Raw genomic sequence first — 15,349 nt, 5'->3', positions numbered from 1 at the left:
CGAGAACGGGGAGGGAGGGGCGCGGGGTTAGATTTCGTCGAGCAGGTCGGCTACGGAGTTGACGATGCGGGACGGGCGGTAGGGGTAGCGCTCGGCCTCGGTACGGCTGCTGATGCCGGTGAGCACCAGGATGGTCTCCAGCCCGGCCTCCAGGCCGCAGAGGACGTCGGTGTCCATCCGGTCACCGATCATCGCGGTGGTCTCCGAGTGCGCGTTGATCGTGTTCAGCGCCGATCGCATCATCATCGGGTTGGGCTTGCCGACGAAGTACGGCTCCACCCCCGTCGCCTTGGAGATCATGGCGGCGACCGAGCCGGCGGCCGGCAACGCGCCCTCCACGGACGGGCCGGTCACGTCGGGGTTGGTGCAGATGAACCGGGCCCCGTCGTTGATCAAACGGATCGCCTTGGTGATCGCCTCGAAGCTGTAGGTGCGGGTCTCGCCGAGCACCACGTAGTCCGGGGCGAAGTCGGTGAGCACGTACCCGACGGCGTGCAGGGCGGTGGTCAACCCGGCCTCGCCGATGACGTACGCGGTGCCACCCGGGCGCTGGTCGGCGAGGAACTGCCCGGTGGCCAGCGCCGAGGACCAGATCGACTCCTCCGGCACGTCCAGCCCCATCCGGCTCAACCGGGCCGTCAGGTCGCGCGGCGTGTAGATGGAGTTGTTGGTCAGCACCAGGAACGGCTTGCCGGAGGCGCGCAGCCGGTTGACGAACTCCGGGGCTCCGGGCACCGGCTGACCCTCGTGGACCAGCACACCGTCCATGTCGGTGAGCCAGCTCTGCACGGGTTTGCGGTCATGCATCGGTGCCCCCAGCAGGCGTCGGTCGGCGGGTCGGTACGCAGCAGACGGTGGGACAGGTGTCCCACATGGGCAGGTCGCCGAGGCGGCGGCGCAGCTGCGCGCCGTCCGGGTCGGTCCGCTCGGTGACCAGTTCCCGGACCATCGTCACGAAGCGCGGGTCGGTGCCCGGGGTGCCGGCCCGGACGAAGTCCAGACCGAGCTGCTTGGCCGTCTCCAGCGCCTCGGTATCCAGGTCCCACACCACCTCGAGGTGGTCCGAGACGAACCCGATCGGGCTGACCACCACGCTGGTGGTGCCGCCCGCGGCGAGCGCGCCGAGGTGGTCGTTGATGTCGGGTTCCAGCCACGGCACGTGCGGGGGGCCGGACCGGCTCTGCCACACCAGGTCGTACGCCAGGTCGGGGGCGGCGGCCGCGGCCACCAGCCGGGCGGTCTCGCGCAGTTGCGCCTCGTAGCGGCCACCGTGCGGGCCGGCGTTCGCCGCCATGGAGGTGGGGATGGAGTGGGCGGTGAACACCAGCCGGGTGGTGTCCCGCTTCGCGGGGTCGAGTTGGGCGAGGGCGGCCCGGACCGCGTCGACGTGGGGCTCGACGAACCCGGGGTGGTCCCAGAACTGCCGCAGCTTCTCGATCACCGGCGCGTCGGGTCCGACGGCGGCCCGGGCGGCGGCGATGTCCTCCTGGTACTGCCGGCAGGACGAGTAACCGCCGTACGCGCTGGTGACGAAGGCCAGCGCCCGGGTCACACCGTCGTCGCGCATCCGGGTCACGGTGTCGGCGAGCATCGGGTCCCAGTTGCGGTTGCCCCAGTAGACGGGCAGGTCCACACCGTGCGCCGCGAAGTCGGCGCGGACCGCGGCCAGCAGGTCACGGCACTGCTGGTTGATCGGGGACACCCCGCCGAAGTGCTGGTAGTGCTCGGCGACCTCGGCCAGCCGCTCGGGCGGCACGCCCCGGCCGCGGGTCACGTTCTGCAGAAACGGCATCACGTCCTCCGGCCGTTCCGGCCCACCGAAGGACACCAACACCACCGCGTCGTACGCCATGGGGTCATTCTTGCCCCTCGGCCACGACGACCCGGCGACGCCCCCTGGTCCGGACGCGGAGATCACGCGTGCGGCTCCCGGGAGCGTCGCCGAAGGAGCGTCAGGCGCCGATGGCGTGGTAGCCGCCGTCGACGTGCACGATCTCGCCGGTGGTGGCCGGGAACCAGTCGGACAGCAGCGCCAGGCAGGCCCGCGCGGCCGGCTCCTGGTCGGTGAGGTTCCAGCCGAGCGGGGCGCGCTCGCTCCAGGCGGTCTCGAACTGGTCGAAGCCGGGGATCGACTTGGCGGCGATGGTGCGCAGCGGCCCGGCGGCCACCAGGTTGCTGCGAATGCCCTGCTTGCCCAGGTGCAGCGCCAGGTAGCGGGACGCGGACTCCAGGCCGGCCTTCGCCACGCCCATCCAGTCGTACACCGGCCACGCCTTGGTGGCGTCGAAGGTCAGGCCGACCACCGCGCCGCCCGCCGACATCAACGGCAGCGCCGCCATCGCGAGGGACTTGTACGAGTAGGTCGAGACGTGCAGGGCGGTCGCCACGTCCTCCCACGGCGCGTCGAGGAAGCCACCGCCGAGGCAGCTCTGCGGGGCGAAGCCGATCGAGTGCACCACGCCGTCGAGCCCGTCGACGTGCTCGCGGACCCGGTCGGCGAGGCTGGCCAGGTGCTCGGCGTTGGTCACGTCGACCTCGATCACCGGCGCGGGCTCGGGCAGCCGCTTGGCGATCCGCTCGACCAGGGAGAGCCGGCCGAAGCCGGTGAGCACGACCTGAGCGCCGTTCTCCTGGGCGAGCTTCGCCACCGAGAAGGCGATCGAGGCGTCGGTGATGACACCGGTGACGAGCAGCCGCTTACCGGCGAGCAGTCCGGACATGCAGGGTTTCCTCCGTAGTCAGAGAAGGTCAGTGGCCCATGCCGAGGCCGCCGTCGACCGGGATCACGGCGCCGGAGACGTACCCGGCGCCGTCCGAGGCCAGCCAGGTGACCACGGCGGCCACCTCGTCCGGGCTGGCCATCCGGCCGGCGGGGATGGACTTGCGGATCTCCGCCTTGCGGTCGTCGGAGAGACCGGCGGTCATGTCGGTGTCGATGAAGCCGGGCGCCACCACGTTCGCGGTGATGTTGCGGCTGCCCAGCTCCCGGGTGATCGAGCGGGCGACGCCGACCAGGCCGGCCTTGCTGGCGGCGTAGTTGACCTGACCGGCGCCGCCGGAGAGGCCCACCACCGACGAGATGAAGATGAAGCGGCCCCACTTGGCCCGCAGCATCTTGCCGGAGGCGCGCTTGGCGACCCGGAACGCGCCGGTGAGGTTGGTGTCGACCACGCCGGTGAACTGCTCCTCGGACATCCGCAGCAGCAGCGTGTCGTCGGTCATGCCGGCGTTGGCGACGACCACCTCGACCGGGCCCAGCTCGGCCTCGACGGCGGTGAACGCGGCGTCGATCGAGGCCGCGTCGGTGACGTCGGCCCGTACGCCGAACAGCCCTTCCGGGGGCTCGCCACTGCGGTGGGTGACCGCCACCCGGTCACCCTGCTTGGCGAAGGCCTGCGCGATGGCCAGGCCGATTCCCCGGTTGCCGCCGGTCACCAGCACGGTACGGGCCACGGTTCCTCCTTGCGACTGCTCAGCATGGACGCGTCGGAGCCTAGGCGTTACCCGCAAGTAAGCGCTAACGGGTGTGGCGTCCCACCCAGGTACGACGTGGGGATCAACCTGCGGGGGCACGCCCGGTGGCACCCTCGGCCCGTAGCCTCCGGGTGGTGAACCGGCAACCTCTCGTCCTGGCTCTGGGCGCGCTGGGGCAGACCCTGTGGGGCCGGGACGCCCCATCCGATCGACCGCTGCGGACCCGCTGGCCCCGACTGGCCCGCGCCCTCACCCCGATCGGCCTGCTCGCCGCGCTCGGCTTCTTCTGGATCACGCTGAGCGTGGAGCTGGATCTGGAGCTGCCGACGCCGGTGGCGGTGCTGTTCGCGGCGATGACCACGGCACCGCTGCTGGCGTTGCCCCGGCGTCCGCTGCTGGCCTGGCGGTTGACCGTGCTGGCCCTGCTGGTGTGCACGTTCAACGCGCCGTCCGACCTGCCCGGCCCGTGGACCCCACCGCTGGCCCTCGGGTCGGTCGCGGTGGTCGCGGTGGCCGCCGCGCGGGTCGACCGGCCGGTGCTGGCGTGGCTGGTGGCGATCACGGCGATACCGGTGCTCACCCTGGTCCGCCCGGAGAACCGGGCCGCCGTCCTGGCGCTGCTCGGCGCGCTGGCGATCGTCGGCGACCTGATCCGGCGCAACCGGCTGTCCCGCCGGGCGCTCGCGGCGCAGACCGAGCTGAGCGAGCGGGAGAAGGAGCGCCGCGCGGTGCTGGAGGAGCGCACCCGGATCGCCCGGGAGCTGCACGACGTGGTGGCACACCACATGTCGCTGATCGCCGTGCAGGCCGAGACCGCGCCGTACCGCCTCGACGACGTGCCCGCCCCGGCCGCCGCCGAGTTCGCCGCCATCGCCGGCTCGGCCCGCGACGCGCTGACCGACATGCGGCGGCTGTTGGGGGTGCTGCGCAGCGAGGCCAGCGGACCGCAGACCACCCCGCAGCCCGACCTGGCCGACCTGGGCGCGATGGTGGACGCGGCCCGCCGCGCCGGGCTGGCCGTCACCCTGGACGCCGACCCCTCTCCTCCGGTGCCCGCGCCGGTCGGGCTGGCCGCGTACCGCATCGTCCAGGAGGGCCTGGCCAACGCGGCCCGGCACGCGCCCGGCGCCGCGGTGCGCGTCACCGTCCGCGCCGGTCCGGCCGGTCTGGGAGTACGCGTCGACAACTCCCCGCCCGACGCCCCACCGACCGCCGACGGCGGGCCGGGCCACGGGTTGACCGGTATGCGCGAGCGCGCCACGTCGCTCGGCGGTACGTTCACCGCCGGGCCGCTACCGGACGGCGGATACGCGGTGGCGGCCGAACTGCCGTACGAGGTGGGGAGCCCAGAAGAATGATCAAGGTGCTGATCGCCGACGACCAGGCGATGGTCCGGCAGGGCTTCGGCGCGCTGCTCGCCGCCCAACCCGACCTGCTGGTGGTGGGCGACGCCGCGGACGGCGCACAGGCCGTCACCGCCGCCCGCCGGCTCGACCCGGACGTGGTGCTGATGGACGTCCGGATGCCGGTCCTGGACGGGCTGGCCGCCACCCGTCAACTGCTGGGCGACCGCTCGGCGCAGCGCCCACGGGTGCTCATCCTCACCACGTTCGACCTGGACGACTACGTGTACGAGGCGCTGCGCGCCGGCGCGAGCGGCTTCCTGCTCAAGGACGCGCCCGCGGCTGACCTGGTGCAGGCGGTGCGGGTGGTGGCGGCCGGGGACGCGCTGCTCGCCCCGGCGGTGACCCGTCGGCTGATCGCCGAGTTCGCGGCCCGTCCGGAGCGCCGCCGGCCCCGCCCCACCGACCTGGCCGGGCTGACCCCACGGGAGACCGAGGTGCTGCGGTTGATCGCCCGGGGCCGCAACAACGCGGAGATCGCCGGGGACCTGGTGGTGGCGGAGCAGACCGTCAAGACGCACGTCGGGCGGATCCTGGCCAAGCTCGGCCTGCGCGACCGGGCCCAGGCGGTGGTGTTGGCGTACGAGACGGGTCTGGTCGCCGCCGGCGAGTAGCACCGGAGAGCCACCCGGAAGACGGCTCCCCGGGACGACGCCCCCGGCCCGTGCGCCCCCGCACTCTCCCTCCGGACGACGACATTCCGGAAAGGGGAGAACACACATGCGACGACGAACTGCCGCCCGGGTGGCGGTGAGCACCCTGCTCGGTGTGAACCTGATGCTGCCCGGCAGGCCGGAACCGGTCGTGGCGGCGGGGTTCGTCGAGGCGTACCCGGTCACCGCGGCGGCGATGCGCGCGGCCGGCCCCCCGTACGCGGACTGGACGGCCGACGGACGCCGGTTCCTGACGTTCGATCCGCGCGGTGACGGCCGCGTCGTGGAGGTGGTCGGCGACCTGACCGGCGCGGACCGGATCGCGGTGCTGGTGCCGGGGGTGGGCAGTACGCTCGCCGACTTCGACCGGGGGCTGGGTGGGGTAACCGGGCGCGCGCCGGCGGTGCAGGCCCGCCAGCTCTACGGGCGGCTGCGGTCGACCGACCCGTCGGCGCGGGTCGCGGTGCTGGCCTGGCTCGGCTACGAGCCGCCCGACGGGGTGTTGGCCGCCGCCGGCGACGCCAGCGCCCGGCGCGGGGCGGTCGCGCTGACCGGGCTGCTGCGGGAGGTGGCGGCGCGGCGTCCCACCGCGACGATCACGGTGGTCGGGCACAGCTACGGGGCGTTGGTGGTGGCGCTCGCGGCGGCACACGCCCCGGCGCAGGTCACCGACGTGGTCAGCCTCGGTGGGGTCGGCGCGGGTGTGCAGCGGGCCGACGAGTGCCGCGACGGCCTGCGGTTCTGGGCGGCCGAGGCGTCCTCCGACTGGATCCGTCGGGTGCCGGCGGTGCGGCTCGCCGGCCTCGGGCACGGACGTCGGCCGGGCGACCCCGCGTTCGGCGCCCGATCGCTGCCGGTGGACGGGGTGGCCGGGCACGACGGTTACCTGGCGCCGGGCAGCGCCACGCTCGACGCGGTCGCGGGGGTCGTGCTGGGCGTCGTACCGGTCGAGGACGCCCGGTGAGCCGCGACCGCGCGGTGGACGCGCTGCGGGCGTACGCCATCGGTGGCGTCGTGCTCGGGCACTGGCTGGTCACCGGCCTGGTGCTGACCGGCGACGGCGGGCTGCGCCAGGCCAGCCCGCTGGCGGCGATGCCCGGTCTGGCCCCGGTGACCTGGCTGGTGCAGACGCTCGGCCTGTTCTTCTTCGCCGCCGGCTTCGGCTCGGCCCGGTCGCTGGCGCGGCACCGGGGCGGGTGGGGCGGCTGGCTGGCCCGCCGCACGCGTCGACTGCTGCTGCCCGCGGTGGCGCTGCTGGGCACGGGTGCGGCGGTGCTGCTGGCCGCCACCGTGCTGGGTGCGCCGGACGACACGCTCGCCCTGGGGCTGCGGCTCGCGGTCAGTCCGCTGTGGTTCCTGGCGCCGCTGCTGCTCCTCGTCGCGTCGAGCGGCCCGCTGCGCGCCGCCGTACGCCGGTGGGGGGTGGCACGCTGCGCGCTGCCGGCGGTGGCGGTGGTGGCGGCGAGCGACGTCGCGGTCCGCCTGGTGCCGGACGGGGTGACCGTGCCGCCGGTCAGCGTGGTGGCGGCCTGGGCGGTGCCGTACCTGCTCGGCCTCGCCCACGCCGACGGCCGGCTGGCCGGCCGGCGGGCGGCGGCCCTGCTGGCGGTGGGCGGGGGCGGGACGCTCGCCGTGCTGCTGGCGCTGGGCTATCCGGCCAGCGCGGTCGGGGTGCCCGGGGTCGGGATGTCCAACCTCAACCCGCCGTCGCTGCTGGCCGTGGCGCTGGCGGTCACCCAGGTCGGGCTGGGCCTGCTGGCCCGGCCCGGGTGGGAACGGTTGCTGACCCGGCCGCTGCCGGCTCGCGTGGTGGCCACGATGAACCGTGACGCCGTGCGGATCTACCTGTGGCACCAGCCGGTGCTGGTCGCGGTGACCGCGCTCACCGCGCGGAGCGGGATGGCCCTGCCCGGGCTGCACACCGCGCCGGACGGTCCGGCGTGGCTGCTGGCCCGGTGCTGCTGGCTGCCGCTGCTCGCCGCGACGCTGGTCACGGTGGTACGTGGTGGGCGCGGAACCGGGTCGACAGCGCGTCGGGCCAGGCCGGTCCGGCCGGGCGGTGGAGCGCTCGCGGACCGGTCGGCCGAGTGCGTGCCGGGGCCGGCTCAGGTGTACGATCATCGACGTTCGGGCCGGGCCGACCTGCAGGAGGTGATCGCTGTGCGAGATAGCGATCCTCCTAGTCGTGGCCGGGCCGATGGTCAGCCCCGCTGAGCCACGACTCAGTCTGGCGAGCTGACCCCGCTCTGCTCCCCCACCACCTCGGTCGACGCCGTGGTGCGTGCCGCGCCGTCCGGTCACCGGACGGTCGCCGGGAGCCGCCCGGTCACGACTTCGTGTGCGCGTCCCCACCCCCTGCGGTCCGCCCTCACCCGCGGACCGTCCAGCCGCCACTCGGAGCCGTCCATGAGCCGCTACGTCGCCCCGCTGGGCTTCACCCTCGCCGCCGTCTGGGTGGCCGTCGTCTTCGTCCTGGCCGGCGGCGGTCACTGACCACCGCCGGCCGGTCCGGCCCGGGTCGTTCGCCGTCCCGACCGTCGGCGCCCCGGCCCTCGGATGGGCCGGGGCTCAGATCATCCGTGACGTCCAGAGCAGGCTGAGCGCGCCGGCGCAGAGCGCCAGCAGCAGCGCCACACCGGCGTACCACTGGGTCACCTCGCGCGGCTCGGTCCGGAACCCGATCGAGCTGCCCATGTCCTGGTAGACCTGCTTCAGCTCGCTCACCGAGGCCGCCTCGTAGAAGTAGCCCTCGGTCGTCTCGGCCAGCTCGGCGAGGGCCAGCCGGTCCACCGGCACCCGTTGAAGCTGCCCACCGATGTCGACCTGACCGGTGTCGGTGCCGAACGCGATGGTGGAGACCGGCACGTTCGCCGCCTGCGCGGCGGCCGCCGCCTCCTCCACCGACCGGCCGGAGGTGCGGAACCCGTCCGACAGCAGCACGATGCGCGCCGGTGGGATACCGGCCGCGCCGTCGGCCGGCACCGACCGGATCGCCTCCAGGCAGGTGAACACCGCCTCGCCCGTCGCGGTCGCCTCGGCCAGCACCAGCCCGTCGATCGCGGCGGTCACCGCGTCCCGGTCCTTGCCCGGCGGCACCAGGACGTTCGCCGCCTTGGCGAAGGAGACGAGACCCAGGTTGTAGCTCTCCGGCAGCTCGCCCACGAACTGCTTGGCGGCCTCCTGCGCGGCCTCCAACCGGTTCGGCGCGACGTCGTCGGCCTGCATCGACAGCGAGACGTCGATGGCGAGCATCACGGTCGCCCGCTCCAACGGCTCCTTCGTGTCCACCGCGGGGCGGGCCAGGGCCGTGGCGAGCACCAGCAGGCAGAGCAGGAACGCGGTCGCCGGTACGTGCCGCCGCCAGCCCAGGCCCCTGGGCGCGACGGTACGCAGCAGGTCCACGTTGGTGAACCGCATCGCGTACGCCCGGCGGTGCAGCTGCCGCCAGACGTAGAACGCGGCGAGCGCGAGCACCGGCAGCACGGCCAGCAGCCACCACGGTTGCAGAAAACGGATCATCGTGTCGTCCCCCGGGTCCGCGCGTGCCGCTGCGCGGCAACGAAACGCACCATGTCCAGCAGCCAGTCTCGGTCCGTACGCAGACGCAGGTGGGCCGCGCCGGCACCGCGCAGCGCGGCGGCGATGGTGGCCCGTTGGGCGGCGGCGGCCTCCGCGTACCGCTGCCGCAGCCGGGGATCGGCGGTCTGCACCTCGTGCAGCTCACCGCTCTCCGGGTCGACCACCGGCAGCACCCCCACGTCGGGCAACTCCAGCTCGCGCGGGTCGACCACCTCGATCGCCAGCACGTCGTGCCGAACGCGCAGCTTGCGCATCGGCCGGGCCCACTGCTCGGCCGGCGCCAGGAAGTCCGAGACCACCACGGCCACCCCGCGCCGCCGGGGCGGGCGGTTGAGCATGTCGACGAGCGCGCCCAGGTCGCCCCGGCCGGGCTGGATCGGCGTGCCGGCGACGGCGCGCAGCAGGCCCTGCGCCTCCTTGCGGCCGGAGCGGGCCGGCAGGCGGGTGAGTACGCCCGGACCGGGTGGTGGCGGGCCACCGCGCCAACGCCGGACCGGCGCGGACGCACCACCGCCGGTGCCGATCACCGCACCGATGCGGTTGCCGCCGCGCACGGTCAGGTGGGTGATCGCCGCAGCGGCGGCCACCACCACCTCCCGTTTGAGCCACTGCCCGGTGCCGAAGTCCAGGCTGGCCGAGAGGTCCAGGGCCAGCCAGGTCTCCAACTCCCGGTCGGCGACGGTACGGCGCACATGGGCGGTCGTGGTCCGCGCGGTCACCGGCCAGTCCATCCGGCGTACGTCGTCACCGGGGCGGTACTCCCGCGACTCGCCCGCCTCGCTGCCCGGCCCGGGGAGCAGACCGGCGTAGTCGCCCTGGAGCAGACCGTCGAGCTTGCGGGTGACCAGCAGCTGTAACCGGGACAGCACGGCCTCGCTGCGGTCACCCAGCGGGGCGGGACGAGGGGTGGGTGAGGTCACGGCCGCTGCCCGGGCCAGCCCGCGCCGGGTGGTGGGGCGCTCGACGGCGGGGTGGCCTGCTGCCGGGGCGCGACCGACGGAAGCGGAATCGTGGACATCACCCGCTGCACGATGTGGTCGGCCGGCACGTCGTCGGCGAGCGCGTCGTAGCTGAGCACCAGCCGGTGCCGCAGGATGTCCGGAGCGATGTCCTGGACGTCCTGCGGCAGCGCGTAGTCGCGTCCGCGCAGCAGCGCCAGTGCGCGGGTGGCCCGGACCAGTCCGAGCGAGGCGCGCGGGCTGGCCCCGTACTGGATCAGTTGGGCGACGTCCGGCATGCCGTGCTCGGCCGGCGTACGGGTGGCCAGCACCAGACGAACCGCGTAGTCGACGAGCGCGTTGTGCACGAACACCTGGTCGGCCTTGCGTTGCAGCGCGATCAACTCGGGGGTGTCGAAGACCGCCGTCGGTTCCGGCGCGGCCACGCCCATCCGGTAGACGATCTCCCGTTCCTCGGCGTCGGTCGGATAACCCACCACGATCTTCATGAGGAACCGGTCCCGCTGGGCCTCCGGCAGCGGGTAGACGCCCTCCTGCTCGATCGGGTTCTGGGTGGCCATCACCAGGAACGGGTCGGGCACCTGGTGGCTCTCCCCGCCGATCGACACCTGCCGTTCGCTCATCACCTCGAGCAGCGCCGACTGCACCTTCGCCGGGGCACGGTTGATCTCGTCGGCGAGCAGGAAGTTGACGAAGACCGGCCCCAGCTCCACGTCGAACTTCTCGCTCGACTGCCGGTAGATCCGGGTGCCCATGATGTCGGCCGGCACCAGGTCGGGGGTGAACTGCACCCGGGCGAAGGACCCGCCGACGACCTTGGCGAGGGTCTCCACGGCCAGGGTCTTGGCCACACCGGGCACGCCTTCGAGCAGGCAGTGGCCGCGGGCGAGCAGCGCGACGAACATCCGCTCGACCATCCGGTCCTGGCCGACGATGACCCGTTTGATCTCGAACAGCGCCTTCTCCAACAGGGTGGCGTCCTGCGCGGGCGTGGTCACCGGGGCGGGCGCCGGGGGTGTCGCCCCGTTGGGCGTCGGGGCGTCGGGCGTGGTCGGCTGGGCCACCGGTCCTCCACAGCGTTTGTCGGTCGTCGCGGCTGGTGCGGTATCAAGACTCGCATGCCTTCCTGAGTGTCGAGGTGGGGAGAAGCCGATTTTCGCCGCGCCGTCCCGAGCATCGAATCGCGCGTCATGGGTGGACAGGGACCGGGCCGCCGCGTGTACGATTCATCCCGTCGCCGGGCGGCTCCCCCCGTGGCCGCCCGGCGCTCAAACTTCTCGCTGCGGCCGCCCTAGACTGGCCGGGATGAGCGTCCCCACCCCCGCCGACGAGGCCCTGGTCTGTTCGGCCCGCGGCTGCCGTGCCCCCGCCGTCTGGGCGCTGGAGTGGAACAATCCCCGCCTGCACACCGCCGATCGGCGCAAGACCTGGTTGGCCTGCGCCGAACACCGGGACACGCTCGGCGCGTTCCTGGACGCCCGGGGCTTCCTCCGTACCGTCACTCCGGTGTCCGGATCGCCTACCCTCGACGTGTGAGCGAGCGATGAGGCACAGCAGCGGCGCGGCGCGGAACGGATCTGCTCGGTGAGCGCGCAGGACCGCACCGACCCACCGGCCACGCCGGGCCCCGACGCCCCACCGGCCGCCCCGGGCCCCGACACCACGGCAACCGTGCCCGCCCCGCCCCGGCCGACCTCCCCGGCGGCACCGCCCGGCATCGCGCCGCCGCCCGGGGCGTTCCCGGCGCCCGGCACGCTCGGCCCGGACCCGTCCCCGCCGGACGTCCGGTCGCCCGCCCCGCTGCCGCCGAACGCCCTGCCGCCGAACCCTCCCCCGCCGTCCGCCGGCCACGCCGCCCCGCCCGACCTGCCGCCGCCCGGCCTCCTGCCGCCGGGGCCCGCCCCGGTGACGTCGGCCCGCGGCCCGTTGGAGCCGTGGCCGGACACCGTACGCTGGCAGCCGATCTCCACCGACCTGATCTGGGTGGAGTTGATCCGGCTCGCGGTCGTGGTGGCCATCGGCCTGGCCGTGACCGCTGTCGGCTGGGCGCTGAGCGGACACTGGCTGTTCGGGCTGGCCCTCGCCGTCGTACTGGTGCTCGGCGCGTGGCGGGCCACGGCCATCGTCCGGGCGGTACGCGCCTGGGGCTACGCCGAGCGCGACGACGACCTGCTCGTACGGCACGGGCTGCTGGTCCGGCGGCTCTCCATCGTCCCGTACTCGCGCATGCAGTTCGTCGACGTGAGCGCCGGCCCGCTGGAACGCGCCTTCGACCTGGCCACCGTGCAGTTGCACACGGCGGCGGCGGCCAGTGACGCGCGGGTGCCCGGCCTGCGCCCGGCGGAGGCGTCCCGGCTGCGCGACCGACTCACCGCGCTGGGCGAGGACCGGGCGGAGGGGCTGTGACCAGCCGTACCGGGGACCGCCGACGTCACCGGGCACCGGCCCGATGAGCGAGCGCCCCGTCGAGCCGGGCACCCTACCGCCGCCTTCCGGCAGCGGTGCGCCCCCTGCCGACCCACCGCACGCGATCGTGCCGCCGCCTGCCGGACTGCCGCCGCATCCTGCGGGGTCACCGGACGCCGGTGGGACGCCCTACCCCGCCGGCACGCCGCACGCCGCTGGATCGCCGTATTCGGCCGGGCCGCCGCATCCGGTCGGGCTGCCCGAGGCGGTTCAGCCGTGGCCGGCACCGGGCAGTGGCGGTGGTGGGGAGCCGCGACAGCGGCTGCACCCGCTCAGCCCGCTGCTGCACGGCGCCAAGTCGTTGGTCGTGGTGATCGCCGGGCTGTCCTGGTCGACCCTGTCGCGGGTCGGCTTCGGTTGGTTCGCCGCGATGGTGGTGGTGCTGGCGCTCGGCGCGACCGTGCTCTCGGTGATCAGCTGGTACAACACCGGCTATCACGTGGTGGGGCGCGAGCTGCGGGTGCACGAGGGGCTGCTCTGGCGACGTACCCGGGCCATCCCGTTGGAACGGTTGCAGGCCGTGGAGGTGGTCCGGCCGCTGCTCGCCCAGCTCACCGGCCTGGCCGAGCTGCGCCTGGAGGTCGTCGGCGGCGGCAAGACCGAAGCGCCGCTGGCGTACCTCGGGGTGGCCGAGGCGACCCGGCTGCGGGAGCGGCTGCTGGCGCTCGCCGGGCGCGCCGCGCCGGTCGACGAGACCGCGCCCGCGACTCGGGTCGAGACACCGACGGTCGTGCGGGGTCGACCGCTGCACGCGGTACGCAACCAGAACCTGCTGGTCAGCCAGCTGCTCACCCCGCAGGCGTTCCTGCTCCCGTTCGGCCTGGCCTTCGTCGTGGTGCAGTTCGTCACCGCCGGGTCGTGGTCGTTCATCGCGGTGGCGAGCACGCTGACCGCGATGGCCGGGGTGCTGCTGCAGCCGATCCGCCGGGTGCTCGACGACTGGAACTTCCGGCTGGCCCGCGACGGCGACACCCTGCGGGTGCACAACGGCCTGCTGGAGACCCGCGCGCAGACCGTGCCGCTGGATCGGGTCCAGACCGTGCGGGCCACCTGGCCGCTGCTGTGGCGGGTCAACGACTGGCTGCGCCTGCGGTTGGAGGTGGCCGGCTACTCGGTCGCGGACGCCGACGACCGCAACCGCCCGGACCGGCTGCTGCCGGTGGGCGACCTGCCGACCGCCACGATGATCGTCGGCGAGGTGCTGCCCGGCGTACGCCTGGACGCGCTCACCCTGAGCCCGCCGCCGCCCCGGACCCGCTGGCTGCACCCGCTCGGGCGCGGCGCGCTCGGCGCGGGCCTGTTCGACCGGGTCTTCGCCACCCGGTCCGGGCTGCTCACCCGGCAGTTGGCGATCGTGCCGTACGCGCGGATCCAGAGCGTGCGGGTCGTGCAGGGGCCGGTGCAGCGCCGGCTGCGGCTCGCGACGGTGTACGCAGACACGGCCGGCGGCTCGGGCGCGGCAGCCCAGGACCGCGACCTCGCCGAAGCCTGGGCCCTGGCGGCCGACCTGACCCGCAGAACCCACCAAGCCCGCCGCCCCACCTGACCCCGACCCCCACAGCTGCCGTTGATCAAGAGGTCCGCGTCAAAAATCAGGCACGCCCCGACGCAAACCTCTTGATCGACAAGGACGAACCGACCCCCTCCCCCCCCCCCCCGGTTGATCATGAAGTTATTGCCCTCGGGCACGGCGTGTCGGGGCAATAACTTCATGATCAACGGGGTTCGGGGCCGGGGGCTGGGGGGGGTCAGTGGTCGGCGGGGACCGCGCGGGGGGTTTGGGGATCGGGGTGGTCGGTCGGGGGGTCGGCGGGGTCGGGGGGCGGTTGCGTTCCGGCCTTCGGATGACGGGCGCGCCGCGACCGCCAGGCGCGCTCGGCCAGGCCGACGACCAGGTAGGTCAGCCCGACGTACGCCCAGCCGACCAGCACGTCGATCACGTAGTGCTCGCCGGAGTAGACCAGGGTGAAGGTCATCGCCAGCGGGTACGCGAGCAGCAGCGGCCACCACCGGCGGCGGGTGGTGTGCAGGAAGAACAGCACCACGAACAGCGCCCACGCGGTGTGCAGCGAGGGCATCGCGGCGACCGGGTTCGAGGCGATCTGGCCGGCGTTGAGCACGTTGCCGGCGCCGTGCATGCCGAACGCCTTCCAACCCCGGGTGGAGATCCGGGCGACCTCGGTGAGCAGGCCGTTCTGCGCGGCCCACCACGGCGGGGCGGCCGGGTAGGCGAAGTAGGTCACCAGGCCGGCGGCGCAGAGGAAACCCCACCGCCGCATGTACGCGGCCCAGCGGCGCCTGTCGCGCAGCCAGAGCACCGCGGCGGCGGTCAGCGCCACCACGAAGTGCGAGAAGTACACCCAGCTCGCCGCGACGTCCCACCAGTGCACCTGCGGGCGGTACAGGTGCTCCTGCAACCAGACGGTGGGCACCTCACCGCCGGTGGCCCAGCCGAACATGAACCGGTCGGCGACGATCAGCTCCATGGCGTGCGGGGTGGCCCCGTTGTCGGCGAACCCGCGCGAGAGGTTGTAGACGACGAACAGCAGCACCACCGGCACCCAGTCCCGGGCGAAGCGCAGGTGGCTGCGCCACGGGCGGTCGCTGTTCCAGGCGATGGTCCCGAGCCAGATCCACACGAAGGCGTACGCGGGGTCGGTCGGCAGCCCGATCGCGAGCCAGGCGGCGACGAAGGCGACCGCCCAGATCGTCATGGCGACGATGCGCCGACGACCCGCGTCCGGGGACGCGGGTGGGTCGGTCCGGGCGGGGGGCTGGGGGTCAGTCACGACGGCCATCGCGGTCAAGGTTAACG

General features: G+C 74.1%; 15 protein-coding genes. 7 read left to right on the top strand and 8 right to left on the bottom strand.

Annotated features, from left to right (window positions below):
• Positions 1-27: 27 nt before the first annotated feature.
• From AC3EN4_RS21680 to fabG, 4 genes are all read right to left on the bottom strand, one after another.
• The gene (locus tag AC3EN4_RS21680) at positions 28-807 is read right to left on the bottom strand and encodes an HAD-IIA family hydrolase (RefSeq protein ID WP_421472120.1); all 780 of its coding nucleotides are present in this window, start codon (positions 805-807) and stop codon (positions 28-30) included.
• The gene (locus AC3EN4_RS21675; protein WP_435207542.1) at positions 800-1,852 is read right to left on the bottom strand and encodes a ferrochelatase; all 1,053 of its coding nucleotides are present in this window, start codon (positions 1,850-1,852) and stop codon (positions 800-802) included. Before AC3EN4_RS21675 ends, AC3EN4_RS21680 begins: the two co-directional genes overlap by 8 nt.
• A gap of 100 nt (positions 1,853-1,952) precedes the next feature.
• Entirely contained in the window at positions 1,953-2,720 is a 768-nt protein-coding gene (gene fabI / locus AC3EN4_RS21670) for an enoyl-ACP reductase FabI (RefSeq protein ID WP_421472122.1), read from the bottom strand.
• A 28-nt stretch (positions 2,721-2,748) separates the two neighbouring features.
• Positions 2,749-3,453, bottom strand: a complete 705-nt coding sequence (gene fabG / locus AC3EN4_RS21665) for a 3-oxoacyl-ACP reductase FabG (RefSeq protein WP_422735846.1) — start codon at positions 3,451-3,453, stop codon at positions 2,749-2,751.
• 155 nt (positions 3,454-3,608) lie between these two features.
• Between fabG and AC3EN4_RS21660 the strand changes: the two genes are divergently transcribed.
• The 4 genes from AC3EN4_RS21660 to AC3EN4_RS21645 all read left to right on the top strand — a co-directional run bounded on the left by AC3EN4_RS21660 (position 3,609) and on the right by AC3EN4_RS21645 (position 7,744).
• The gene (locus AC3EN4_RS21660) at positions 3,609-4,832 is read left to right on the top strand and encodes a sensor histidine kinase (protein WP_435207541.1); all 1,224 of its coding nucleotides are present in this window, start codon (positions 3,609-3,611) and stop codon (positions 4,830-4,832) included.
• On the top strand, positions 4,829-5,491 hold the full coding sequence (locus AC3EN4_RS21655; protein ID WP_435207540.1) for a response regulator: 663 nt from the start codon (positions 4,829-4,831) through the stop codon (positions 5,489-5,491). The genes AC3EN4_RS21660 and AC3EN4_RS21655 overlap by 4 nt, the downstream gene beginning before the upstream one ends.
• Positions 5,492-5,597: 106 nt before the next feature.
• Complete coding sequence (locus tag AC3EN4_RS21650; RefSeq protein ID WP_435207539.1) at positions 5,598-6,494, top strand: alpha/beta hydrolase; 897 nt, start codon at positions 5,598-5,600, stop codon at positions 6,492-6,494.
• Entirely contained in the window at positions 6,491-7,744 is a 1,254-nt protein-coding gene (locus AC3EN4_RS21645) for an acyltransferase family protein (RefSeq protein ID WP_435207538.1), read from the top strand. The genes AC3EN4_RS21650 and AC3EN4_RS21645 overlap by 4 nt, the downstream gene beginning before the upstream one ends.
• A gap of 354 nt (positions 7,745-8,098) precedes the next feature.
• Here AC3EN4_RS21645 and AC3EN4_RS21640 read toward each other — a convergent pair whose 3' ends face one another.
• Genes AC3EN4_RS21640 through AC3EN4_RS21630 form a run of 3 tightly spaced genes read right to left on the bottom strand, consistent with a single transcriptional unit; the run spans position 8,099 to position 11,132 of the window.
• A complete protein-coding gene (locus AC3EN4_RS21640) occupies positions 8,099-9,049 on the bottom strand; it encodes a VWA domain-containing protein (protein WP_422735851.1) in 951 nt (316 codons plus the stop codon).
• Positions 9,046-10,047: a DUF58 domain-containing protein gene (locus AC3EN4_RS21635; protein ID WP_422740757.1), complete on the bottom strand. Its 1,002-nt coding sequence runs from the start codon at positions 10,045-10,047 to the stop codon at positions 9,046-9,048. The genes AC3EN4_RS21640 and AC3EN4_RS21635 overlap by 4 nt, the downstream gene beginning before the upstream one ends.
• Positions 10,026-11,132 (bottom strand): AAA family ATPase, encoded by a 1,107-nt coding sequence (locus AC3EN4_RS21630; protein WP_422735852.1) that lies wholly within the window; start codon positions 11,130-11,132, stop codon positions 10,026-10,028. Before AC3EN4_RS21630 ends, AC3EN4_RS21635 begins: the two co-directional genes overlap by 22 nt.
• 241 nt (positions 11,133-11,373) lie before the next feature.
• Between AC3EN4_RS21630 and AC3EN4_RS21625 the strand changes: the two genes are divergently transcribed.
• The 3 genes from AC3EN4_RS21625 to AC3EN4_RS21615 all read left to right on the top strand — a co-directional run bounded on the left by AC3EN4_RS21625 (position 11,374) and on the right by AC3EN4_RS21615 (position 14,080).
• Complete coding sequence (locus AC3EN4_RS21625; RefSeq protein WP_422735853.1) at positions 11,374-11,604, top strand: hypothetical protein; 231 nt, start codon at positions 11,374-11,376, stop codon at positions 11,602-11,604.
• 330 nt (positions 11,605-11,934) lie between these two features.
• Positions 11,935-12,474 (top strand): PH domain-containing protein, encoded by a 540-nt coding sequence (locus AC3EN4_RS21620; RefSeq protein ID WP_435207576.1) that lies wholly within the window; start codon positions 11,935-11,937, stop codon positions 12,472-12,474.
• 43 nt (positions 12,475-12,517) lie between these two features.
• Positions 12,518-14,080 (top strand): PH domain-containing protein, encoded by a 1,563-nt coding sequence (locus AC3EN4_RS21615; protein ID WP_435207537.1) that lies wholly within the window; start codon positions 12,518-12,520, stop codon positions 14,078-14,080.
• Positions 14,081-14,282: 202 nt separating this feature from the next.
• On the opposite strand, the gene AC3EN4_RS21610 is transcribed toward AC3EN4_RS21615, so the two are convergent.
• Entirely contained in the window at positions 14,283-15,332 is a 1,050-nt protein-coding gene (locus AC3EN4_RS21610; RefSeq protein ID WP_435207536.1) for a phosphatase PAP2 family protein, read from the bottom strand.
• Between the last annotated feature and the right edge of the window lie 17 nt (positions 15,333-15,349).

Source organism: Micromonospora sp. bgisy143, from assembly GCF_057708145.1.
The sequence above is the reverse complement of the archived record's forward strand: the minus strand, read 5'-3'. Positions and strand labels throughout refer to the sequence as shown.

Coding starts and splice junctions, on each gene's coding strand:
- AC3EN4_RS21680 (WP_421472120.1), bottom strand. CDS start 807: ATGCATGACCGCAAACCCGTGCAGAGCTGGCTCACCGACATGGACGGT.
- AC3EN4_RS21675 (WP_435207542.1), bottom strand. CDS start 1,852: ATGGCGTACGACGCGGTGGTGTTGGTGTCCTTCGGTGGGCCGGAACGG.
- fabI (WP_421472122.1), bottom strand. CDS start 2,720: ATGTCCGGACTGCTCGCCGGTAAGCGGCTGCTCGTCACCGGTGTCATC.
- AC3EN4_RS21655 (WP_435207540.1), top strand. CDS start 4,829: ATGATCAAGGTGCTGATCGCCGACGACCAGGCGATGGTCCGGCAGGGC.
- AC3EN4_RS21650 (WP_435207539.1), top strand. CDS start 5,598: ATGCGACGACGAACTGCCGCCCGGGTGGCGGTGAGCACCCTGCTCGGT.
- AC3EN4_RS21640 (WP_422735851.1), bottom strand. CDS start 9,049: ATGATCCGTTTTCTGCAACCGTGGTGGCTGCTGGCCGTGCTGCCGGTG.
- AC3EN4_RS21625 (WP_422735853.1), top strand. CDS start 11,374: ATGAGCGTCCCCACCCCCGCCGACGAGGCCCTGGTCTGTTCGGCCCGC.
- AC3EN4_RS21615 (WP_435207537.1), top strand. CDS start 12,518: ATGAGCGAGCGCCCCGTCGAGCCGGGCACCCTACCGCCGCCTTCCGGC.
- AC3EN4_RS21610 (WP_435207536.1), bottom strand. CDS start 15,332: ATGGCCGTCGTGACTGACCCCCAGCCCCCCGCCCGGACCGACCCACCC.